At 57.5% G+C, this 21,110-nt stretch carries 23 protein-coding genes; 10 read left to right on the forward strand and 13 right to left on the reverse strand.

Features of this window, described 5'->3' with window-relative positions:
* Positions 1–4 precede the first annotated feature (4 nt).
* The 5 genes from Q1L34_RS09795 to Q1L34_RS09815 form a co-directional block, all read right to left on the reverse strand.
* Entirely contained in the window at positions 5–277 is a 273-nt protein-coding gene (locus Q1L34_RS09795; protein WP_004863583.1) for a EutN/CcmL family microcompartment protein, read from the reverse strand.
* A complete protein-coding gene (locus Q1L34_RS09800) occupies positions 259–1,014 on the reverse strand; it encodes a flavoprotein (protein WP_327204482.1) in 756 nt (251 codons plus the stop codon). The genes Q1L34_RS09795 and Q1L34_RS09800 overlap by 19 nt, the downstream gene beginning before the upstream one ends.
* 11 nt (positions 1,015–1,025) lie before the next feature.
* Positions 1,026–1,844 carry an ethanolamine utilization protein EutJ gene (gene eutJ / locus Q1L34_RS09805; RefSeq protein ID WP_004863579.1) on the reverse strand — a complete coding sequence of 273 codons (819 nt, stop codon included), beginning with the start codon at positions 1,842–1,844 and terminating at the stop codon, positions 1,026–1,028.
* Complete coding sequence (pduL, locus tag Q1L34_RS09810; RefSeq protein WP_004863576.1) at positions 1,837–2,529, reverse strand: phosphate propanoyltransferase; 693 nt, start codon at positions 2,527–2,529, stop codon at positions 1,837–1,839. The genes eutJ and pduL overlap by 8 nt, the downstream gene beginning before the upstream one ends.
* A gap of 124 nt (positions 2,530–2,653) precedes the next feature.
* Positions 2,654–3,769, reverse strand: coding sequence for a 1-propanol dehydrogenase PduQ (locus Q1L34_RS09815; RefSeq protein WP_064358972.1), 1,116 nt, complete (start codon positions 3,767–3,769; stop codon positions 2,654–2,656).
* Positions 3,770–4,326: 557 nt separating this feature from the next.
* Here Q1L34_RS09815 and Q1L34_RS09820 point away from each other — a divergent pair.
* Positions 4,327–4,728, forward strand: a complete 402-nt coding sequence (locus Q1L34_RS09820; RefSeq protein WP_064356951.1) for a RidA family protein — start codon at positions 4,327–4,329, stop codon at positions 4,726–4,728.
* On the opposite strand, the gene Q1L34_RS09825 is transcribed toward Q1L34_RS09820, so the two are convergent.
* A complete protein-coding gene (locus Q1L34_RS09825; RefSeq protein ID WP_004863566.1) occupies positions 4,672–5,634 on the reverse strand; it encodes a LysR family transcriptional regulator in 963 nt (320 codons plus the stop codon). The genes Q1L34_RS09820 and Q1L34_RS09825 overlap by 57 nt on opposite strands.
* 93 nt (positions 5,635–5,727) lie before the next feature.
* Here Q1L34_RS09825 and Q1L34_RS09830 point away from each other — a divergent pair, with 93 nt between their 5' ends.
* Entirely contained in the window at positions 5,728–6,561 is an 834-nt protein-coding gene (locus Q1L34_RS09830) for an SDR family oxidoreductase (protein WP_044347086.1), read from the forward strand.
* Positions 6,562–6,911: 350 nt separating this feature from the next.
* Entirely contained in the window at positions 6,912–7,955 is a 1,044-nt protein-coding gene (fraE, locus tag Q1L34_RS09835) for a fructose-asparagine asparaginase (protein ID WP_327204483.1), read from the forward strand.
* A gap of 199 nt (positions 7,956–8,154) precedes the next feature.
* On the opposite strand, the gene Q1L34_RS09840 is transcribed toward fraE, so the two are convergent.
* From Q1L34_RS09840 to pth, 3 genes are all read right to left on the reverse strand, one after another.
* Positions 8,155–8,310, reverse strand: a complete 156-nt coding sequence (locus tag Q1L34_RS09840; protein ID WP_220667794.1) for a hypothetical protein — start codon at positions 8,308–8,310, stop codon at positions 8,155–8,157.
* Positions 8,311–8,346: 36 nt separating this feature from the next.
* Entirely contained in the window at positions 8,347–9,441 is a 1,095-nt protein-coding gene (gene ychF, locus Q1L34_RS09845; protein WP_004863554.1) for a redox-regulated ATPase YchF, read from the reverse strand.
* A gap of 117 nt (positions 9,442–9,558) precedes the next feature.
* Positions 9,559–10,143, reverse strand: coding sequence for an aminoacyl-tRNA hydrolase (pth, locus tag Q1L34_RS09850; protein ID WP_004863551.1), 585 nt, complete (start codon positions 10,141–10,143; stop codon positions 9,559–9,561).
* A gap of 272 nt (positions 10,144–10,415) precedes the next feature.
* Here pth and ychH point away from each other — a divergent pair, with 272 nt between their 5' ends.
* A complete protein-coding gene (ychH, locus tag Q1L34_RS09855; RefSeq protein WP_004121828.1) occupies positions 10,416–10,691 on the forward strand; it encodes a stress-induced protein YchH in 276 nt (91 codons plus the stop codon).
* A gap of 235 nt (positions 10,692–10,926) precedes the next feature.
* Positions 10,927–11,973 carry a MerR family transcriptional regulator gene (locus Q1L34_RS09860; protein ID WP_004863545.1) on the forward strand — a complete coding sequence of 349 codons (1,047 nt, stop codon included), beginning with the start codon at positions 10,927–10,929 and terminating at the stop codon, positions 11,971–11,973.
* On the opposite strand, the gene dauA is transcribed toward Q1L34_RS09860, so the two are convergent.
* The 4 genes from dauA to lolB all read right to left on the reverse strand — a co-directional run bounded on the left by dauA (position 11,974) and on the right by lolB (position 16,368).
* Complete coding sequence (gene dauA / locus Q1L34_RS09865; RefSeq protein WP_015584087.1) at positions 11,974–13,653, reverse strand: C4-dicarboxylic acid transporter DauA; 1,680 nt, start codon at positions 13,651–13,653, stop codon at positions 11,974–11,976. It lies immediately after the preceding gene.
* 124 nt (positions 13,654–13,777) lie between these two features.
* Positions 13,778–14,725: a ribose-phosphate diphosphokinase gene (gene prs, locus Q1L34_RS09870; RefSeq protein WP_004863536.1), complete on the reverse strand. Its 948-nt coding sequence runs from the start codon at positions 14,723–14,725 to the stop codon at positions 13,778–13,780.
* 180 nt (positions 14,726–14,905) lie between these two features.
* Positions 14,906–15,757: a 4-(cytidine 5'-diphospho)-2-C-methyl-D-erythritol kinase gene (gene ispE / locus Q1L34_RS09875; protein WP_162098182.1), complete on the reverse strand. Its 852-nt coding sequence runs from the start codon at positions 15,755–15,757 to the stop codon at positions 14,906–14,908.
* Positions 15,757–16,368, reverse strand: a complete 612-nt coding sequence (lolB, locus tag Q1L34_RS09880) for a lipoprotein insertase outer membrane protein LolB (protein WP_004863531.1) — start codon at positions 16,366–16,368, stop codon at positions 15,757–15,759. The genes ispE and lolB overlap by 1 nt, the downstream gene beginning before the upstream one ends.
* 273 nt (positions 16,369–16,641) lie before the next feature.
* Here lolB and hemA point away from each other — a divergent pair, with 273 nt between their 5' ends.
* The 5 genes from hemA to sirB1 are packed head-to-tail and all read left to right on the forward strand — an operon-like array spanning position 16,642 to position 21,078.
* A complete protein-coding gene (gene hemA, locus Q1L34_RS09885; protein WP_004863529.1) occupies positions 16,642–17,898 on the forward strand; it encodes a glutamyl-tRNA reductase in 1,257 nt (418 codons plus the stop codon).
* A 41-nt stretch (positions 17,899–17,939) separates the two neighbouring features.
* Positions 17,940–19,022 (forward strand): peptide chain release factor 1, encoded by a 1,083-nt coding sequence (gene prfA / locus Q1L34_RS09890; RefSeq protein WP_004863527.1) that lies wholly within the window; start codon positions 17,940–17,942, stop codon positions 19,020–19,022.
* Positions 19,022–19,873, forward strand: a complete 852-nt coding sequence (gene prmC / locus Q1L34_RS09895; RefSeq protein ID WP_327204576.1) for a peptide chain release factor N(5)-glutamine methyltransferase — start codon at positions 19,022–19,024, stop codon at positions 19,871–19,873. The genes prfA and prmC overlap by 1 nt, the downstream gene beginning before the upstream one ends.
* On the forward strand, positions 19,870–20,262 hold the full coding sequence (gene sirB2 / locus Q1L34_RS09900) for an invasion regulator SirB2 (RefSeq protein WP_004863518.1): 393 nt from the start codon (positions 19,870–19,872) through the stop codon (positions 20,260–20,262). Before prmC ends, sirB2 begins: the two co-directional genes overlap by 4 nt.
* A 3-nt stretch (positions 20,263–20,265) precedes the next feature.
* Complete coding sequence (gene sirB1 / locus Q1L34_RS09905; RefSeq protein WP_004863515.1) at positions 20,266–21,078, forward strand: invasion regulator SirB1; 813 nt, start codon at positions 20,266–20,268, stop codon at positions 21,076–21,078.
* Positions 21,079–21,110 lie beyond the last annotated feature (32 nt).

The following is a 21,110-nucleotide window of genomic DNA, read 5'->3' on the forward strand; positions in this document are numbered from 1 at the left end:
GCGCTTACTGGCCGTTAAGATCGAGCGAGTCAACAATGCCGACTACGGCAGCATCAATCACCGAGTGCTCTTTGCTGGTGGTCATCCGCGCGGAGCTACCGGTGGTGACGATGACCGTTTCCCCGTTTCCGGCGCCGACAAAATCGACGGCGACCTGCGCCGTGCCGGTGGGCTGATAGTGTTCATCCAGGCGGGCGACGATCAGCAGCTTTGCGCCATTGAGCGAAGCATGTTTGGTCGTCGACACCAGTGCCCCGGTTACTTTTGCCAGATACATATTTCCTCCTGGTGGCTCTGCACCATGACAATACCGCGGTCGCGAATTTCATCGCGTGCGGCGGGAGTGATGAGCGTCCGGTGTCCAACGGACAGGACCGCGCCTGCGGGGTGCTGGCGCACATCGCTGAGCGTGATCAGCGGTTTACCGCCGGGCGCCGTCGGCCTCTGTGCCGGGTTCGCCGTGGGGCGGCCGATAATCGTGATGCCATACTCCCCGAGAGTGGCGACGTAACCGGCCAGCCGTGCCCGCAATGCCGGGGGGAGCTGGCTGGCGGCGCCATCCCGGCATTCGGTATTGAGCGTGACGATGATGGGCCTGGCCAGACTCAGGGCGTGAAAAGCCCAGCGACACACCCGGTTATCGCGAATACCTAAGGCGATTTTGCTCAGGCTGTTGGTGGACAGCGAGGGCAGATACAGGCCGCTGAACGTCTCTCCTGTCGGGCAGGGATCCCGGTCGTCGCACAGCGCCTCAACATCGCGATGCGCCAGAGCCTCCATGCAGGTGGAGTGCAACGACGCCTGGATGGCGCTATGGGAAAAGGTCATCACCAGGAGATAGCCGCGCCGGTTCAGCGCCGTCAGACAATCCAGCGTCGTCGGGAGCGTGGCGAGATCCTCGCCGCTTAATACCACGCGCATAACCTTGCCGTGGTCTTGCAGGCGCCGCCGGCGTTGAGCCAGCAGTTCTGCAATGAGGCTGTCGAGCCGGTGTGAGAGTTGCTGTGCATCCATTGTGGTTCTCCTCAGCGGCTGCGCATGGCGATGCCAAGCGGCGTCACCAGCAGCGGCTGCTGCGCCTGAATGACCCGTTTGCCGGTGGCGTGGCGAAAAACGTCGGCAAACTGGCGGAAGCTGCTGGCGCCTCCGACCAGGTAAATGTCGTCGACCGGATAGCCCGCCAGCCAGCCGGCGACCAGATGAGCCATCTTTTCAGCCACCGGACGGACCACGGTAAAGATCTGTTCCTCCTCCTCCGGACACTTTTTCAACGCTTCCGCTTCGGCAAAAGGCATGCCCAGGGCGCCCGCGAGTACCAGGGTCATATGGTTGCCTCCGGTCGGCTCATCGGCGCTGAAAATCACGTTGCCATCGCGCAGAATGCTGATCCCGGTTGTCCCCCCGCCCACATCAACCACCGCGCCGTGGCGAATGTTTAAGGCCAGCGCGGCGGCTACCGGTTCATCAACCACGTCGGTCACCTCCAGTCCGGCTGCCTCCACCATATTGACGATCACTTTGGTGTTCCCGGCGGTGATTCCCGGCGGGATGGCCGTCGCCGCGCGGGTGAGGGGGCATCCGAGGCGCTCTTCGAGCGCTGTTTTCAGCCCGCTCACCACCCGGCTGGCGGTCAGGAAATCCACCACCACGCCGTCTTTCACCGCCCGTGAAGGATGGCTGATGCCGGCGACGGGGTTATCGTTTTCATCCAGCACAACCACGGCGATATTGGCCGTGCCCGGATCGACACCCACTTTCAGCGCGCCTGCCCAGGCGCGGCATCCGCCCAGGCTGACCAGCTCCGCCAATGCGTTCAGCCGCCTGGTTGCTGTGCTGTCAGTCATGGTGGCGTTCCGCAAACGCGCGCTGGACGCAGTCGCCGTTACGCAAGCCAAAGCCGTTGGCCTCCTCAACATCAACATGCATTTCCAGCACCGCATCCGCGCTCACCCGGACCACCACGTGGCTGAGAATGCCGCCGCGATAGCCGTCGATACGCACGTCAATCTCCATCCCGTCGCGCAGGGCGTGGCGCTCGGCGTCGGCGGGCGAAATATGAATATGGCGCCAGGCGACAATAGCGCCATCCGTTTTGCTGACCCGTCCGCGCGGGCCAATAATCTCGATCCCCGGCGAGTCCTGTAGATCGCCGGACATTCTTAGGGGGGCTTTGACGCCGAGGATAAAGCTGTCGGAGACGGAGATTTCAACCTGGGTGGCGCTGCGCAGCGGGCCAAGGACGCGTACTCTGGTCAGCTCCCCTTTTGGTCCGCGCAGAGTCACCGTCTCTTCGGCGGCATACTGGCCCGGCTGTTTGACCGCCTTCATGCGGGTGAGGGTGGTGCCATAGCCAAACAGAATGTCCATATCTTCCCGGCTCAGATGAACGTGGCGGTTAGAGATGCCAACGGGGATACGCAACGTCTGTGCGGCGAGTGGGGCACCGGCCGCCGCCCCGGGGCCACGGGACTTGAGTTCCTGAAGAATTTCCCGGGTGATTAATTCGGCTTGCTGCTGGGTGTCATTCATAGCGTCAACAACCTGAAAGTGATGAAAGGAGCGATACAAGCATATTCAGTCCCGCGTTGGCCTTTTTGCTGTTGCGCAGGACTTTTTTGACGGTCCGCCGGGCGCAGGACAATCTTGTCCAGATTTAGCCGGCGATGGCGGTCAGCAAGCGGTCTACATCAGCGGCGCGGGGCTGGCAGGGATTGGTTTGCGTGCAGCCATCCCCTAAGGTCGCCGCGATCAGCGCCTGACGCAGGGATTCCACAGCCGTCCGGTCTTTTCCCAGCGCCTGCAGTGTGGCGGGAATACCAAAATGGTGATTCATATCGCGAATGCTGCCGATTAGCGCGCGCAGAGTTTGCTCCGGCGTGGCGGCCTGGATGCCCATAATGGCGGCGCATTTCAGGTATCTCATCCGCGCGTGCGGGGCGTGGCGGGCATTGTGCTCAATAATCAACGGCAGCAGCATAGCGTTAATTTTGCCGTGTGGGATATGCAACATCCCGCCGATAGCGTGCGCCATACCGTGCACTAATCCCAGCCCCGCCGAATTAAACGCCATGCCGGCCATGCAGGAGGCGTTGTGCATATGGCCCCGCGCCGCAATATTATTCTCATCGCTAAAAACGTCGGGCAGGTGTTGCCAGACCAGCGCAATGGCTTTCTCGGCGAGCGCGTCGCTAAAATCATTGGCCCCCGTCGAAACCAGCGCCTCAATGGCGTGGGTCAGGACGTCCATGCCGGTATCCACCGCGACCTGACGAGGAACCGAGAGAACCAGGTTTGGGTCAAGGATGGCGCAGTCCGGGATCAGTTCATCGGCAATCAGCGGATATTTTCGGCCGTTTTGCGGATCGGAGATGATGGCGTAGGAGGTGACTTCGGAACCGGAACCGCTGGTGGTCGGAATGGCGATAAGTTCTATGGCGTGGCCGGGGAGGAACTCTTCCAGCGTAACCTTGATCCCTTTAGCGGCATCAAGAGCGGAGCCGCCGCCCAGCGCGATAATGACCTGCGGTTTAAAACTTTTAAACTGTGCGGCGCCGGCGTGCAGGATCTCCACGCTCGGGTCGGGTTTCACCTCGCTAAAAATAGAGACGCAGGCCTGCGGCATTTCATTAATCAGGTCGCGTGTTTTACCGGAGCTCACCATAAAGCTGTCGGTCACAATCGCCACCTTTTTATGGTTCAGCCGACGCAAGGTTTGAATTGCGTTTTCACCAAAATAGACGTCAGGAAGAGAAAAGAAATAGCTCGCCATCTTTCGATTACCTTATCCGTTGGGCGGATTGCGGGGAGGCAAATGCCGGATGTAAAAAGAGAGCGTATTGTGTCATGGGGGGGTGAATAAGAAGCTGGCTATGCTTGTGCTAAGTCAGGATTTCGTTGCGGTACTCTTTTATTGCGGACAAAAAAGTGCAGGGGGGCATCGCGCCAGCGATGGTCTCTGACCCTGATACGGGTCGGGACCGGAATTCTGGCATGCGTGAGGCGCTGGCGGTGCTGAGGCCAGGCGATAGTTTCTACGCTGAAGGCATTGCGTGCCCCTACTATGCTGTCGCGGCATGTGTTCCCGATCTGTTCGCTCCGCCGTTGCGGGTTAACGTCCTGCCACTGCCCGGCGTTGTTGCGGTCAGATGAGCGGTTTCAACTTATCCTGTCTGCCCGGCATGGGTTTTGTTGCCATTCCGCAATGAGCCACCGTTACCCTCTCCAGGTGAAAAATATTCACCGGCTCATGCCAGTCTGCGGGCATAGCGCCAGCAGATGCTGGCGCTTATCATCCCTGAACCCTTACAGGTCAGAGCAGGATAAAAGATGAGAAAGCCAGAAGATATCGTATTCCCCGCCGGGCAGCAGGCGCTGTATGAGCAGAACCGTTACTCTCCGGCGGTTAAATCCGGCGATTTTCTGTTTGTTTCCGGTCAGGTAGGAAGTCGGGAAGATGGTTCAGCGGAACCCGGGCTGGAGCAGGAGATCCGCCGGGCGTTCGATAACCTTAATGCGGTGCTGGCGGCCGCAGATTGTACGTTTGCCGATGTGGTTGATGTCACCATCTATCTGGTCGATGCGCAATCGACTCTCGACACGCTCTGGAAGGTGTTGCCGGAATACTGGGGAGATGCCCCCTGGCCGACGCTGACGGGCGTCGGCGTGAGCTGGCTATATGGCTTCCGTTTTGAAATCAAGGTCACCGCCCGCTTGCCCTCGCGGCAATGAAAATCGGTTCCGCTCTTTAATGAGATCGATCAGTGCGCGCAGGCTGGCGGGCATATGTCGGTTGGCCGGAAACCAGAGGCACAAACCCGGAATCGGCGGGCACCATGGCTCAAGTACGGTGACCAGTCGGCCATCCGCCAGCGCTGCGCGGGCGTGTACATCCGGGACATACGCGATCCCCAGACCGTTGATCGCGGCGTCTACCATCAGCGGCGAACTGTTTAGCGTCAGCGTTCCGGGCACATCCAGCAGGATGCTTTGACCGTGGCGGGAAAACTCCCAGCGGTAGCGTTTACCGCTGGGTAAACGCTGGCGAATGCACTGATGGTGGGCCAGATCGTCCGGGCTCGCGGGAGCAGGATGCTGGCGCAGGTACGACGGCGACGCCACCGCCAGAAACCGCACATCTTCGCCAAAACGCACGGCCACCATATCCGCAGGGACGTCTTCCGCCAGACGGATCCCCGCATCAAAACCTTCGGCGACAATATCTACCAGCCGGCCATCTACCACCAGATCCAGCGACACGCCGGGATACCGTGTCATATAGTCCGGCACAATTGTCTGCAGCAACAGGTGAATAGCTTCCTCTCCGCCATTGATACGCAGCGTGCCCACGGCCTGTCCTTGGGTATCGGCGATCTCTTCCAGCGCTTGTTCCAGCCCGTTGAGGTGCGGTGAAATGCGCCGCAGCAGCGCCTCTCCGGCCTCGGTCAGCGCCACGCTGCGGGTGGTGCGATGTAACAGACGGACGCCCAGACGCGATTCCAGCCCGCGAATGGCATGGCTTAACGTGGAACGAGTCACGCCGGAAAAATCGGCTGCACGACGAAAACTACGCTGTTCCGCTACGGCGATAAAGGCTTTCAGATCGGAAAGCGTCGGGGTTTTAACTGGTGATTTCATTTCACCTCTTCATGCCATTTGTTGAGTCTTATCGTGCTAATCATCATGCCATATCCTGTATCGGCGAGTTAAAGACTTTTCTGGAGGATAACGATGAGCAGCAAAACCTGGTTAATTACCGGTACTTCAACCGGTCTCGGACGCCTGATGACGGAGCGCCTGCTGGCGCGGGGCGACAAAGTGATTGCTACCCTACGCAAATCCGGCGCGCTGGATGATCTGCAGGCGCAATACAATGGGCGGCTTCATATCCTGCTGCTGGACGTTACGGATACTGACGCTGTACGCCGGACGGTGCAGCAGGCATTCGACTTCGCCGGGCGTATTGATGTGCTGGTCAGTAATGCGGGATACGGGCTCTTCGGCGCGGCGGAAGAGGTGAGCGATGCCCAGATTGACCGGCAGATTGCCACCAATCTCATCGGCCCGATTCAGCTTATTCGGGCCGCGTTACCCGCTCTGCGTCGGCAGGGAGGCGGACGTATTGTGCAGATATCGTCAGAAGGCGGGCAGATTGCCTGGCCGAATTTCAGCCTTTATCACGCTACCAAATGGGGGATTGAAGGATTTATTGAATCCGTCGCCCAGGAAGTGGCGCCTTTTGGCATCGATTTTATGATTGCCGAGCCCGGCCCGACGGCGACGAATTTTGCGGGCGGACTGGATACGGCTGCGCCGATGGCTTGTTATGACAACACGCCCGCCGGCGAAGTGCGTCGCGGTCTGGCGCAGGGAACTCTCGCTATTAACGGCGATGCGTCAAAAACCGTCGCTGCCATCATCGATGCCGCGAGTGGGGAAGCGCCGCCGTTTCGCCTGGCGCTGGGCAGTAAGGCGTACCGATCTATCAACGAGGCGCTGAACAGTCGGTTACAGGTGCTGGAGGATACCCGCGCGCTGGCGCTAAGTGTGGATAAAGATGCGTGATTGTCCGTGGGTAATATACACACCACCTGCAAAGAAGCAGGAGCGAGCATTTTTATTTCGTTTGGTTTTTACTGAAAACAACCGATCTGCCGCTGAAATCTTAGCTGCCGCAGCTAACCTGCTGGTAAAGGTAAGCGCTGTACGATGAGATAAGTGAATTGGGCCGGATGGTGAGTTTTTCTGCCCGCTTTTCGTTCATCGCTGCACCAGCAGCGTGCGCAAAATGATTAAAATCCCTTTTTTTGCCTGAAAGTTAATCATATCTGCAGATAAAAAGAAAATTCCTCCTGGCAAGTCTTTTGCAATAGTACCTGGTGAATTTTAATTTTATCTTTTTGGGATGAGTAAATATGAAATTTAGCGCATTACTGGCAATGGCATTGCTGACAATAAGTACTTTCGCGTTAAGTGAGACGCATCTGCCGCATATTGTAATCCTTGCTACTGGCGGTACCATCGCCGGCTCGGCGGCGAGTAATACTCAGACTACAGGATATAAAGCCGGAGCAATTGGCGTACAGACGTTGATTAATGCCGTGCCTGAGATGAGTAAAGTGGCTCGCGTTGATGGAGAGCAGCTGGCAAACATTGGCAGTGAAAATATGACCAGCGAGATAATCCTCAAGCTATCAAAACGCGTCAACGAGCTGTTGGCCCGCGATGATGTGGATGGGGTCGTGATTACCCACGGAACGGACACCCTTGATGAGACGCCTTACTTCCTTAACCTGACCGTAAAAAGCAACAAGCCGGTGGTGTTTACGGCCGCGATGCGTCCGGCAACGGCAATCAGCGCGGATGGCCCGATGAATCTGCTGGAAGCGGTGACTGTAGCGGCTGACCCGGAGGCGAAAGGACGCGGAGTGATGGTGGTTCTTAACGATCGCATCGGCGCCGCCCGTTTTGTCACCAAAACCAATGCCACGACACTGGATACCTTCAAAGCGCCGGAAGAGGGGTATCTCGGGGTGATGGTGAGCGGTAAACCGCAGTTTGAAACCCGTGTTGATAAAATTCACACTGTACGCTCGGTATTTGATGTGCGTAACCTTAACGCATTGCCAAAAGTGGTCATTATCTACGGCTATCAGGACGACCCTGAATATATGTACGACGCGGCGATTGCGCATCATGTAGACGGTATTATTTATGCAGGCACCGGCTCGGGGTCGGTCTCTGTACGCAGTGCTGCGGGAATCAAAAAGGCGGAAAAAGCCGGTATCGTGGTTGTTCGCGCCTCACGTACGGGGAGCGGTGTTGTTCCGGTTGATGACGGCCAGCCTGGACTGGTGTCCGATTCGCTTAACCCGGCAAAAGCGCGAATTTTGCTGATGACGGCACTGACCCAAACTAAAAATCCGCAGCTCATTCAGCAATATTTTCACACTTACTAATTTCATCCGGAGATAGTTCCGGACCGGCCATAGCCAGGGTGGCCCCTGTTCGGGGGCTATCCGTTTGTTTAACTGATGCCTGTGTTGATAGTCACCGATATGCTCCCGTATTCCGGGCCTCCGCTCCAGCGGCAGGGCGGTATCGAGGGTTTTCACCTGCGGCGTGGTGACGCTTTCCAGACGACAGAGCCGGATTATCTCAGTCAACGCTGGCTTGAATCGGGTTGGCTCCCACCACGACTGGCTTGCGCGTATGCTCATATTTCTGCCGCGCTTTCATGTAATGTGCCGGTGCGATGAAAATAAAAAAAATCCACGCAATGGCGTGGATTTTATGGGTTTTTATGGTTTCCATGAGATTCAGTGAAACCTCACGAGAAAATAAAAACGATTAGACGTTGAACAGGAAGTTCATGACGTCGCCATCTTTAACGATGTAGTCTTTCCCTTCGGCGCGCATCTTGCCGGCTTCTTTTGCCCCTTGCTCACCTTTGTAAGTGATAAAGTCTTCATAGGCGATGGTCTGGGCGCGGATAAAGCCTTTTTCGAAGTCGGTGTGGATTTTACCTGCCGCCTGCGGAGCGGTCGCGCCCACAGGGATAGTCCACGCGCGAACTTCTTTGACGCCCGCGGTAAAGTAGGTCTGCAGGTTCAGCAGCTCGTAACCGGCACGGATCACGCGGTTCAGGCCCGGCTCTTCAAGACCCAGCTCGGCCATGAACTCATCGCGGTCGGCATCGTCCAGTTCAGCGATATCAGACTCGACAGCAGCGCACACGGCGACCACTACGGAGCCTTCAGCTGCGGCGATCTCACGAACTTTATCGAGGTACGGGTTGTTCTCAAAACCGTCTTCATTGACGTTAGCGATGTACATGGTTGGCTTCAGCGTCAGGAAGCTCAGGTATTTGATAGCGGCCTTGTCTTCTTCGGTCAGGTTTTTCAGCGCGCGCAGCATGCCGGCGTTTTCCAGCTGCGGCAGGCATTTTTCCAGCGCCGCCAGCTCGGCTTTCGCGTCTTTATCGCCGCCTTTAGCTTTCTTCTGTACGCGGTGAATCGCGCGTTCGCAGGTATCGAGGTCGGAAAGCGCCAGCTCGGTGTTGATCACATCGATGTCGTCTGCCGGATCCACTTTGTTATTCACGTGGATGATGTTGTCGTTCTCGAAGCAGCGCACCACGTGACCGATAGCTTCGGTTTCACGGATGTTGGTCAGGAACTGGTTACCCAGACCTTCGCCTTTGGACGCGCCTTTCACCAGGCCCGCGATGTCGACGAATTCCATGGTGGTCGGCAGAATGCGCTGTGGTTTGACGATTTCAGCCAGCTTGTCCAGACGCGGATCGGGCATCGGCACGACACCGGTGTTCGGCTCAATGGTACAGAAGGGGAAGTTGGCCGCTTCAATACCCGCTTTGGTGAGCGCATTGAACAGGGTGGATTTGCCGACGTTGGGCAAACCGACGATACCGCATTTGAATCCCATGATTTAAATCACCTTAATCTTTGGATAATCAACCCGTTACAGTGAACAGATTGCAGAAAAGTAAATAGCTTTGCCTATTATACACGGTGCGCGGCAAAAATTCCGCACGTCGACCGGTTATTGCGCTTTAAAAGCGTGTAAACGGTTGGTCGCTTTGGTGAGACCTTCTTTCAGCCACACCTCGGTGCAACGCGCCGCTTCGTCAACGGCTTCATCAATCAGTTTCTGTTCGCTCGCCGGCGGTTTACCCAGCACAAAGCCGACAACTTTGTTTTTATCGCCCGGATGGCCGATTCCGACACGTAAGCGATGAAAGTTGGGGTTATTGCCCAGCTTGCTGATGATATCTTTCAGACCGTTGTGGCCGCCGTGGCCGCCGCCGAGCTTAAATTTTGCCACCCCGGGCGGCAGATCCAGCTCATCGTGCGCCACCAGAATCTCATCCGGATTAATGCGGTAGAAGGTGGCAATGGCCGCCACGGCTTTGCCGCTGAGGTTCATAAAGGTGGTCGGGACCAACAGGCGGACATCTTCGCCGGCAAGGTTAATCCGCGAAGTGTAGCCGAAGAATTTGCTCTCTTCGCGCAGCGGGGCGCGATGGCGGTCAGCCAGTAAATCTACGTACCAGGCGCCAGCATTGTGCCGGGTCGCCGCGTATTCTGCGCCGGGGTTTGCCAGGCCGACAATCAGTTTTATCGTCACTTTTCTATCCTGCTTGGGTCGTTCTCTGGCGCGTAGTGTACTGTTTGCCGAGGCGGTTGACAAAATTCTGCCGCCACAACGGCGGGGAAAGAGATAATTACCCTTATGAACCATTAGAATTTGATGTTGTTCAGTAAGTTATTTGTAAGTTTTTGTTGATTTGATATTAACTAATGTGATCACCGACGCAATCAACCTTATCCCCATTGTCTATACTAGACCTATAAGTTTTGGGGATATTCCCAGGTAGCCCAAGGTTCCGGAGGTGACATATGAAACGCAGAAACGCTTCGTTACTCGGTAATGTACTGATGGGTTTAGGATTGGTCGTCATGGTTGTTGGCGTTGGTTACTCTATTTTAAACCAGCTTCCGCAGCTTGACCTACCGCAGTTCTTCGCTCATGGCGCGATATTAAGTATTTTTGTCGGCGCCGTTCTCTGGCTCGCAGGGGCGCGCGTTGGCGGGCATGAACAGGTTAGCGACAGATACTGGTGGGTCCGCCATTACGATAAACGCTGCCGTCGCGATCAGCACCGCCATAGCTAAACCGGTTCCTCGCCCCGGCCGTCTCGCGGCGGGTGCGCTTACATAAACTGTTCATCTGCAGCCAGCTGCCCACCCGGTAGCTGGCTGTTTTATTATCGCGTCGCCTCTTTTCTTCAGAACAACGCATTTGCTGCCCGGGTTACGCCTTCACGATAAAATACCCTCTCTTTAACACTTGACCCTGACGTAACGTCAGGCGGCAGAGTGGCGCTATGGTCGAACAACAGGAGCAGTTATGTTAATTCAGGTGGGTGAACTGGCGAGACGCGCCGGAATGACCGTCCGCACGCTACATCACTATGAACAAACGGGGCTGCTGATGCCGTCGGCCAGAAGCACGGCGGGTTACCGGCTCTATAACCTGGCGGCGGTTCAGCGTCTGCATATGATTAAGGCGCTGACGCAGACCGGGCTGGAGCTCGCCACTATCAAGGACTACCTTGACCAGGACTCGTTTTCCCTGTCGGACCTGCTGGTACAGCAGATCTCGACGCTGGATAAACAGCTGCGAGCGGTCTCCACGCTGCGCGAACGGCTGGTTCAGCTGCGCGATGAGCTGGCATGCGGTAACGAGCCTGACCTGGAGTCCTGGCTACAGACGCTGGAGTTAATGAAAATGTACGATCGTTGGTTTAGTCCCCAGGAGTTACAGGCGCTGCCGTTTGCGGAGCAGGATCAGCAGCGCAACCAGATCTGGCTGGCGCTGGTGACGGAAGTTCGCCAGTTGCTTGCCGAGGCGTGTCCGGCGGACGATCCGCGGGCCATGGCGCTGGCGACCCGCTGGATGGCGCGCCTGGAGCTGGATACGGCCGGGCGGCCGGAGTTTCTCACCCGCCTGAATGAAATGCACGTCGCTGAACCGCAAATGCGCGAGCAAACCGGAATCACCGTGGATGTTGTGGACTACATTACCCGCGCTTTTGCCGAGAGTAAGCTGGCTATCTGGGCGCGTTATCTGAATGCTGATGAGCTGGCTTTCACTCGCGCGCACTATTTTGATCGACTGATGGAGTGGCCTGGGCTGGTGACGGCGCTGCACGAGGCCTGTCGCGAGCATTGCGACCCGGCTTCTCCAGTGGGGCAGGCGCTGGCCAGGCAGTGGCTGGCGTTGTTTCAGTCCTATGCCGGAACTCATCCTCACACCCAGCAGAAATTCCGCCTGGCGATGGAGCGCGAACCGCATCTGATGAAAGGGACCTGGATGACGCCTGAGGTGCTCGGCTGGCTCCAGCAGGCGATTGGCGTGATGATGACGCAGGCGAGCTCGCCCGCGTCACGGTAGTTAAATGTCTGCCAGAGCGGCAGCACGGTCGGGATAGAAGCTCAGGCGCCCTGGAATCGGCTGAACGCCCGCCCGTGCCAGGGTGCGCAGCGGCTGAAACTCGAGATTCGAGACGCGCAGTTCACAGCCTTCCGGCAGTTTGTTGACGAAACGCTGGAAGGCATCCAGTCCGCCGGCATCCAGTACCGGCACCGCATCCCACTTCAGGACCACGATCCGCTTACCGGCAATCCGCGTCTCCAGATCGTTAAACAGCCCTTCGGCAGCGGCAAAGAAGAGGGGGCCGATAACCCGCAGGACCAGCACGTCGTCGGGCACATCAACATTGACCGGCGCCAGATGGGTCATGCGCGCAATGCGGCGCATAAACAGCAGCGAGGCCAGCACGATACCGACGCTGATAGCGATGACCATATCAAACAGTACGGTCAGCGACATGCACATCAGCATCACCACGATGTCGTCCTTCGGCGCGTAGCGCAGCAAATTCACCACCTTGTGCGCTTCGCTCATATTCCACGCTACCATCAGCAGCAGCGCCGCCATCGCAGACAGCGGAAGCCAGGAGAGCAGCGGCGCCAGCACCAGCAGCGCCATAATGACCAGCAGCGCATGAATCACGGCGGATACCGGCGATGTTGCGCCGGCGCGGACGTTAGCCGCTGAACGGGCAATGGCGGCGGTGGCAGTAATACCGCCAAAGAAAGGGGCGATGATATTGCCGAGACCCTGGCCTATCAGTTCGCTGTTGGCTTTGTGCTTCGTGCCGGTCATCCCGTCGAGGACCACCGCACACAGCAGTGATTCAATCGCGCCGAGCATCGCCATCGAGAAGGCCGCCGGCAGCAGCGCCTGTAGTGACGCCCAGCTGAGCGTAAAATCGGAGCCAGGCATATCCCACGGCAGCACCAGCTGCGGCAGCAGCTGCGGGATCCCGTTACCCTGGCTACCGTCAGCCAGAATATAGTGGAACTGAGAGCCGATAGTCGCGACGTGGCCCCCCATAAGATTGACGATTGCCATCACCGCACAGCCCGCCAGCAGCGCAGGCAGGTGGCCGGGCAGGCGGATCCCCAGACGCGGCCACAGGATCAGCGTGCCAAGGGTGACAACGCCAATCGCCGCATCGCCAGGATTAGCCGTCGGCAGCGCCATCACCAGGGCGGCGACTTTCTGCAGATAGTGCTCGGGAACGTGCGCCATCTGCAGACCAAGAAAATCTTTTATCTGCATGGTACCGATTGTGATACCAATACCGGAGGTAAACCCGAGGGTAACGGATAGCGGAATATATTCAATTAACCGGCCAAAGCGGGCGAGGCCGAAAAGAATTAAAAAGACCCCGGACATCAACGTCGCCACCAGCAGTCCGGCCAGGCCAAACTGCTGTGACACCGGATAGAGGATCACCACAAAGGCGGCGGTTGGCCCGGATACGCTAAAGCGCGAGCCGCCGGTGAGGGCGATAATAATCCCGGCGACGGCGGCAGTATAAAGTCCATACTGCGGCGCGACACCGCTGCCAATAGCCAACGCCATTGCCAGAGGAATGGCAATAATCCCGACCGTGATCCCGGCGATCAGATCGCGGGTGAAACGGGCTAGCGTGTATTTTTCTTTCCAGCAAGCATCGATGAGGGCGCGGAAAGGCATCACATGTGAGGAAAATAATCTGTTCACAATAATGTTTCATCCATGAGCGCATCATCTGTCAACTAAATGGCAGGTGAAGGAGGCAATGGTCATACAAATTGGTTTAAGAGACAAAAAAACCCGCCGCAGCGGGTTTTTTGGCCGGGCTCGATTAATGTTCGAACATAGCAGAGATAGATTCTTCGTTGCTGATACGACGAATCGCTTCTGCCAGCATGCCAGACAGCGTCAGCGTACGCACTTTTTCCAGCGCTTTGATTTCCGGCGCCAGCGGAATAGTATCGCAGACGACGAATTCATCAATCACAGAGTTTTTAATGTTCTGGATAGCATTGCCGGAGAAGATCGGGTGAGTGGCGTAGGCAAATACGCGTTTCGCACCACGCTCTTTCAGCGCTTCAGCTGCTTTACACAGCGTGCCGCCGGTATCGATCATATCGTCAACCATCACGCAGTCGCGGCCGGCAACGTCACCGATGATGTGCATCACCTGAGAAACGTTAGCGCGCGGACGGCGTTTGTCGATGATAGCCATATCGGTATCGTTCAGCAGTTTGGCGATAGCGCGAGCACGCACCACGCCGCCGATGTCCGGAGAAACCACGATCGGGTTATCCAGGTTCAGCTGCAGCATATCTTCCAGCAGAATAGGGCTGCCGAATACGTTATCAACCGGAACGTCGAAGAAGCCCTGGATCTGTTCTGCATGCAGGTCAACGGTCAGTACGCGGTCAACGCCAACGCTGGACAGGAAATCGGCAACCACTTTCGCGGTAATCGGCACACGCGCAGAACGCACACGACGGTCCTGACGAGCATAGCCGAAATAAGGGATAACAGCGGTGATACGACCCGCCGAAGCGCGACGCAGAGCATCAACCATAACAACCAGTTCCATCAGGTTGTCGTTGGTGGGAGCACAAGTGGACTGGATGATGAAAATATCACCACCGCGTACGTTTTCATTGATTTGTACGCTGACTTCGCCGTCGCTAAAACGACCTACAGCGGCGTCGCCAAGAGAAGTGTACAGGCGGTTGGCAATACGTTGTGCTAGTTCCGGGGTGGCGTTACCAGCAAAAAGCTTCATATCAGGCACGAGAAGAACCTCAGGCATGCGTCCAGTGGTGGATGAAAAGCGCCAGAAACCGTGCGGGCGGCACTCTTCTATCCAGGCGGTGTATTTAAAGAGAACGATGCAACGTCTGGAACAGGGTGACGTTGTCACCGTTACTCAATTTGCCCGGCGTACTAAGGTAATTCGTGCAAAAAAGCAGAACTACCTGGGTAGGGCTAGCTTGAGCGGGGAGATATTAACTCCTCGCGCTACAAAGCCTTGTAGCCATTCCGGGGCTTGCTCCAGCACCTGACGAGCGGCAGATTCGGTGTCAAATTCAGCAAAGACACAGGCTCCTGTGCCTGTCAGGCGCGACGGCGCATATTCTAACAGCCAGGAAAGCGCCGCATCAACCTCGCGAAAACGTTTTCTTGCGATAACCTCGCAATCATTGCGAAATTCACATTTTAGTAACGTACTTATTGACCTTACCGGGGTGTTTCGTGGTAGCTCGGGGTCGCGGAAAATGGTCGGCGTCGGAATACTGACTCCGGGATGAGCGACCAGGTACCACTTTTCTGGCGGTTCGACCGGCGTCAGGATCTCACCAATGCCCTCGGCAAAGGCGGCGTGGCCGCGCACGAATACCGGCACATCGGCGCCAAGACTCAGCCCCAGCGTCGCCAGTTGCTCTTCCGACAAACCACAGCCCCACAGATGATTCAGCGCCACCAGTACCGTCGCGGCGTTGGACGAGCCGCCGCCCAGACCGCCGCCCATCGGCAGACGCTTGTCGATGCTGATATCGGCGCCGCTACCGGGAGGAAGCTGTCCGGATGCCGTCGCCGCCTGCATCAGCAGCCTTGCGGCGCGAATAATCAGATTCTCTTCATCGGCTACGCCGGCAACCGGCGTCAGCAGGCGCAGCGCGCCGTCATGACGCGGTTCGATCGTTAAGGTATCGCCATAGTCAAGGAACTGAAACAGCGTCTGCAGGGTGTGATAACCATCGGCGCGCTGTCCAGTGATGTACAAAAACAGGTTCAGCTTTGCAGGAGAGGGCCAGCGGGTCATCATTTCACAATCCAGTTATCCATTTTCAGCTTGATACGCTGACTGCCGTTATTCAGCTCCATGTTGGCCGGCAGCGATGGCTGGGTATCGCTGGTATAGCCGCCGTAGGTGACGTGCCAGGTTTTGCCGTTCTGGGTATAGTTCAGTTCGCTCAGGCGGTATTTATCGTCAAGCGAGTAGTCGGTGGCATCGCCCGGCAGGCCGACGATCCACTGGCGCAGGCTGTTTAGCGGAATCGGCATCCCGGTCAGGCGGCCAATCATCTCTTCGGCATCGGTCGCCGTATAGGTCTGGCCCTTGTTATCGATCAGCGTCACGCTGCCCGGCTGGGCGGTCAGCGACAGTTCGGTGCTGCCTAACGGGTTGGTCAGCAGCAGGCGATAGCGATCCTGGCCGGTTTGCTGCCAGAAGAAGCGGGCGTAAACTTTTTGTTCATCGGAGAGGTAAGCGAAGGCGCCGCGGGTCTGGTACTGGCTCAGATTGCGGACATCCTGCTGGTGCTGACGCCACTGAGGAGAGTCAGGGCTTTTGCCAGGGCCTTTCGGGGCGGTGAGTGTACAGGCGGTCAGGACCAGGCTTGCCAGCGGTAACAGGCGGAGCAGTCGATTCATAATGATGACAAATCCTTGATGTCTACAGTGAAATCCGGCGACGGGGTGGTACGCACACGATTTGTGTAGCGGGTTACAATTATAACCCTTAATGCTAGCGTTGCCCGGCGATAGCGTCTACGTTCAAATTGTCTGAAATCAAAAAATTACCGTTAATGGCTTTTAAGCCCGATGCCTATTACTCCAAAAGGGGAGCGTCTCTTTTATTGATTCCGCGCATCCTGTATGATGCGCTCAGACTAACCTTAGCAACGCTGGTACTACTCCCTCACAATGACCCTTTTAGCTCTTGGCATTAATCACAAAACAGCCCCGGTCGCGCTGCGAGAACGCGTAACGTTTTCGCCGGACACGCTCGATAAGGCGCTGGAGAGCTTGCTGGCTCAGCCAATGGTGCAGGGCGGTGTGGTGCTGTCGACCTGTAACCGCACGGAGCTGTATCTCAGCGTTGAAGAACAGGATAATCTGCAGGAAGCGCTCATCCGCTGGCTGTGTGATTACCACCATCTTAATGAAGAAGACCTGCGTAAAAGCCTGTACTGGCACCAGGATAATGATGCGGTCAGCCACCTGATGCGCGTCGCCAGCGGCCTCGATTCGCTGGTGCTCGGCGAACCGCAGATTCTGGGGCAGGTCAAAAAAGCCTTCGCCGATTCCAGCCGCGGTCACCTCAACGTCAGCGAACTGGAGCGGATGTTCCAGAAGTCGTTCTCGGTGGCAAAACGCGTGCGGACCGAAACCGATATCGGCGCCAGCGCGGTTTCCGTGGCTTTCGCCGCCTGTACCCTGGCGCGACAAATCTTCGAATCCCTTTCAAGCGTGACGGTGCTGCTGGTCGGCGCCGGGGAAACCATCGAACTGGTGGCGCGTCATCTGCGTGAACACAACGTGCGCAACATGGTGATTGCTAACCGTACCCGCGAGCGCGCGCAGGCTCTGGCCGAGGAGGTCGGTGCCGAGGTTATCGCCCTGAGCGATATCGACGAGCGGCTGAAAGAGGCCGACATTATTATTAGTTCGACCGCCAGCCCGCTGCCGATTATCGGCAAGGGGATGGTGGAGCGTGCGCTGAAGGCGCGGCGTAATCAGCCGATGCTGCTGGTTGATATCGCGGTGCCTCGCGATGTCGAACCCGAAGTGGGTAAGCTGGCGAACGCCTATCTGTACAGCGTGGACGACCTGCAAAACATCATTCAGCATAACCTGGCGCAGCGTAAAGCCGCGGCGGTACAGGCGGAAACGATCGTCGAGCAGGAAACCAGCGAATTTATGGCCTGGCTGCGTGCCCAGAGCGCCAGCGAGACTATCCGCGAATATCGTTCCCAGTCCGAGCAGGTCCGTGAGGAGCTGACGGCGAAAGCGCTGGCTGCGCTGGAGCAGGGCGGCGATGCGCAGGAAATCATGCAGGATCTGGCGCGTAAACTGACCAATCGCCTGATCCACGCACCAACCAAATCTCTTCAGCAGGCAGCCCGTGACGGGGATGATGAACGCCTGCATATTCTGCGCAACAGCCTCGGGCTGGAATAGCGCACATTTCTCTTTTTTCAGGACAGGGTGAATTCACGCCTATGAAGCCTTCTATTGTTGCCAAACTGGAAGCTCTGTACGAACGCCATGAGGAAGTTCAGGCGCTGCTGGGTGATGCTGCGACCATCGCCGATCAGGATCGATTCCGCGCGCTGTCGCGGGAATATGCGCAGCTGAGCGACGTGGCGCGCTGCTATACCGAATGGCGCCAGGTGCAGGACGATATCGAAACTGCACAGATGATGCTCGACGATGCGGAAATGCGCGAAATGGCGCAGGAAGAACTGCGCGACGCGAAAGCGAAAAGCGAGGAGATGGAGCAACAGCTGCAGGTGCTGCTGCTGCCGAAGGATCCGGATGATGAACGCAACGCCTTTGTCGAAGTCCGCGCCGGTACCGGCGGTGATGAAGCGGCGCTGTTTGCCGGCGATCTGTTCCGTATGTACAGCCGTTACGCCGAATCCCGCCGCTGGCGCGTGGAGATCATGAGCGCCAACGAAGGCGAACATGGCGGTTATAAAGAGGTGATTGCCAAAATCAGCGGCGATGGCGTGTATGGTCGTCTGAAATTTGAGTCCGGCGGTCATCGCGTACAGCGCGTGCCGGCCACCGAATCCCAGGGGCGTATTCACACCTCCGCCTGTACCGTGGCGGTGATGCCGGAGCTGCCGGAAGCCGAAATGCCGGATATCAACCCGGGCGATTTGCGTATTGATACTTTCCGCTCCTCCGGGGCCGGCGGTCAGCACGTTAACACCACCGATTCGGCGATCCGTATTACCCACTTACCGACCGGGATAGTAGTGGAGTGCCAGGACGAGCGTTCGCAGCACAAAAACAAAGCCAAAGCGCTGTCGGTGCTCGGCGCGCGTATTCGCGCGGCGGAAATCGCTAAGCGTCAGCAGGCGGAAGCGTCAACCCGTCGTAACCTGCTGGGCAGCGGCGATCGCAGCGATCGCAACCGCACCTATAACTTCCCGCAGGGCCGCGTGACCGACCACCGCATCAACCTGACCCTCTACCGTCTGGACGAAGCGATGGAAGGGAAACTGGATATGCTGATTGAGCCGATTGTTCAGGAATATCAGGCCGATCAGCTGGCCGCGCTTTCCGAGCAGGAATGATGACCTTTCAACAGTGGCTGGCGCAGGCGATTGCCCGACTGAGCGCGAGTGAAAGCCCGCGACGCGACGCCGAGATCCTGTTAGGGCACGTCACCGGCAGGGCGCGGACCTGGCTCCTCGCCTTCGGTGAGACGGTGCTGACTCTGGAACAGCAGGCGCAGCTGGAGACGCTGCTGAGCCGCCGCCAGCGCGGCGAGCCGGTGGCCCATCTGGTGGGCGTGCGTGAGTTCTGGTCGCTGCCGCTGCTGGTTTCCCCCGCAACGCTCATTCCGCGCCCGGATACCGAATGCCTCGTCGAGCAGGCGCTGGCGCGGCTGCCGGCTACGCCGTGCCGGATTCTGGATTTAGGTACCGGCACCGGCGCGATCGCCCTGGCGTTGGCCAGTGAACGCCCGGACTGCCAGGTCACGGCGGTGGATTTCATGCCCGATGCGGCGGCATTAGCCGCGCGTAACGCCGAGCGCCTTGCCATCACGAACGTTAGCGTCCTGCAAAGCCACTGGTTCAGCGCGCTGGCCGGGCAGCGGTTCACCATGATTGTCAGCAACCCGCCCTATATCGACGAAACCGATCCGCATCTTGAGCAGGGCGATGTTCGTTTTGAGCCAAAAACGGCGCTGGTTGCTGCCGATAACGGCCTTGCCGACCTCGCGCATATCATCCGGGAAGGACGCCGTTTCCTGACCTCCGACGGCGTGATGCTGCTGGAACACGGCTGGAAGCAGGGGGACGCGGTACGGGCGCTGTTCCGGGAAGCGGGTTACCACGATGTGACGACCTGCCGTGACTACGGCGATAACGATCGCCTGACGACAGGGCGATTTTCCGGCATGGAGAAAGCGGGCATATGAATCTGTTTAGCGCGGTGCTGTATCTGCATATAGCGTGTGTGGTGGTTTCCGTCAGTTTATTTACCTTACGCTACTGGTGGACCTACAGCGGCAATGCCCGGCTGAACCAGCGCTGGGTGCGCATTGCGCCGCACTGCAGCGACACGCTGTTATTTCTGAGCGGCGCAGGATTAATGGCCATAACGCACTATCTGCCTTTCACTGAAGACGGCTCATGGCTGACTGAAAAGCTGTTTGGCGTTATTATTTACATCGCATTGGGTTTTATCGCGCTGGGCCGTCGTCGCCCGCGCAGCCAGCAGAGCCGGTTTATTGCCTTTCTGCTGGCTTTGGTGGTGTTGTTCATCATCATACAACTCGCCATTACAAGAACACCGTTACTGGGGTAAGTCATGAGGTCATTAGCTGATTTCGAATTTAATAAAGCGCCATTGTGCGATGGCATGGTCCTCATTTCTGAATTAATCCGCGACGATTTTCCGACGCACTATGTGCAGGATGAACTGGAGCGGCTGCTGGGTCTGGCGCAGGAGGAAATTGCCTCTTCCTGGGATCAGGAGCGTCAGCTGGAGCGGCTGCTGGAGCTGTTCTACCATGAGTGGGGCTTTCGCGATTCCCACGGCGTTTACCGGCTGTCTGATGCTTTGTGGATCGACAAAGTCCTGATTAATCGTCAGGGGAGCGCGGCGTCATTAGGCGCTATCGTCCTGTGGATTGCTCAGCGCCTGTCGCTGCCGCTGGTCCCGGTTATCTTCCCGACGCAGCTGCTGCTGCGCGCCGACCCGGAAACCAGCGAAGAGATGTGGCTGATTAACCCGTTCAACGGTGAAACGCTCAACGAACACACGCTGGAAGTCTGGCTGAAGGGCAATATTAGCCCGGTTGCCGAGCTGTTCAACGAGGATCTCGACGAGGCGGATAACGCCGAAGTGATCCACAAGCTGCTCGACACCTTAAAATCGGCGCTGATGGAAGAGCGGCAGATGGAGCTGGCCCTGCGCGCCAGCGAAGCGCTGCTGCAGTTTAATCCGGAGGATCCGTATGAGATCCGCGATCGCGGGCTGATCTACGCCCAGCTTGAGTGCGATCATGTTGCGCTGCTGGACCTGAACTATTTCGTCGAACAGTGTCCGGAGGACCCGATCAGCGAAATGATCCGCGCGCAAATTAACACCATTTCGCATAAACAAATTACTCTTCACTAATCTGGAATGAATCCGGTTACACCCTGATAAGG

Origin of the sequence: Klebsiella ornithinolytica, assembly GCF_030505655.1 — a bacterium.
Lineage (GTDB): Bacteria > Pseudomonadota > Gammaproteobacteria > Enterobacterales > Enterobacteriaceae > Klebsiella > Klebsiella ornithinolytica.

What these genes read in the sequence shown, in the direction of transcription:
- Q1L34_RS09795 (WP_004863583.1), bottom strand. Translation starts at nt 277, where the DNA reads ATGTATCTGGCAAAAGTAACCGGGGCACTGGTGTCGACGACCAAACAT.
- Q1L34_RS09800 (WP_327204482.1), bottom strand. Translation starts at nt 1,014, where the DNA reads ATGGATGCACAGCAACTCTCACACCGGCTCGACAGCCTCATTGCAGAA.
- eutJ (WP_004863579.1), bottom strand. Translation starts at nt 1,844, where the DNA reads ATGACTGACAGCACAGCAACCAGGCGGCTGAACGCATTGGCGGAGCTG.
- pduL (WP_004863576.1), bottom strand. Translation starts at nt 2,529, where the DNA reads ATGAATGACACCCAGCAGCAAGCCGAATTAATCACCCGGGAAATTCTT.
- Q1L34_RS09815 (WP_064358972.1), bottom strand. Translation starts at nt 3,769, where the DNA reads ATGGCGAGCTATTTCTTTTCTCTTCCTGACGTCTATTTTGGTGAAAAC.
- Q1L34_RS09820 (WP_064356951.1), top strand. Translation starts at nt 4,327, where the DNA reads ATGAGAAAGCCAGAAGATATCGTATTCCCCGCCGGGCAGCAGGCGCTG.
- Q1L34_RS09825 (WP_004863566.1), bottom strand. Translation starts at nt 5,634, where the DNA reads ATGAAATCACCAGTTAAAACCCCGACGCTTTCCGATCTGAAAGCCTTT.
- Q1L34_RS09830 (WP_044347086.1), top strand. Translation starts at nt 5,728, where the DNA reads ATGAGCAGCAAAACCTGGTTAATTACCGGTACTTCAACCGGTCTCGGA.
- fraE (WP_327204483.1), top strand. Translation starts at nt 6,912, where the DNA reads ATGAAATTTAGCGCATTACTGGCAATGGCATTGCTGACAATAAGTACT.
- Q1L34_RS09840 (WP_220667794.1), bottom strand. Translation starts at nt 8,310, where the DNA reads ATGGAAACCATAAAAACCCATAAAATCCACGCCATTGCGTGGATTTTT.
- ychF (WP_004863554.1), bottom strand. Translation starts at nt 9,441, where the DNA reads ATGGGATTCAAATGCGGTATCGTCGGTTTGCCCAACGTCGGCAAATCC.
- ychH (WP_004121828.1), top strand. Translation starts at nt 10,416, where the DNA reads ATGAAACGCAGAAACGCTTCGTTACTCGGTAATGTACTGATGGGTTTA.
- Q1L34_RS09860 (WP_004863545.1), top strand. Translation starts at nt 10,927, where the DNA reads ATGTTAATTCAGGTGGGTGAACTGGCGAGACGCGCCGGAATGACCGTC.
- ispE (WP_162098182.1), bottom strand. Translation starts at nt 15,757, where the DNA reads ATGACCCGCTGGCCCTCTCCTGCAAAGCTGAACCTGTTTTTGTACATC.
- lolB (WP_004863531.1), bottom strand. Translation starts at nt 16,368, where the DNA reads ATGAATCGACTGCTCCGCCTGTTACCGCTGGCAAGCCTGGTCCTGACC.
- hemA (WP_004863529.1), top strand. Translation starts at nt 16,642, where the DNA reads ATGACCCTTTTAGCTCTTGGCATTAATCACAAAACAGCCCCGGTCGCG.
- prfA (WP_004863527.1), top strand. Translation starts at nt 17,940, where the DNA reads ATGAAGCCTTCTATTGTTGCCAAACTGGAAGCTCTGTACGAACGCCAT.
- prmC (WP_327204576.1), top strand. Translation starts at nt 19,022, where the DNA reads ATGACCTTTCAACAGTGGCTGGCGCAGGCGATTGCCCGACTGAGCGCG.
- sirB2 (WP_004863518.1), top strand. Translation starts at nt 19,870, where the DNA reads ATGAATCTGTTTAGCGCGGTGCTGTATCTGCATATAGCGTGTGTGGTG.
- sirB1 (WP_004863515.1), top strand. Translation starts at nt 20,266, where the DNA reads ATGAGGTCATTAGCTGATTTCGAATTTAATAAAGCGCCATTGTGCGAT.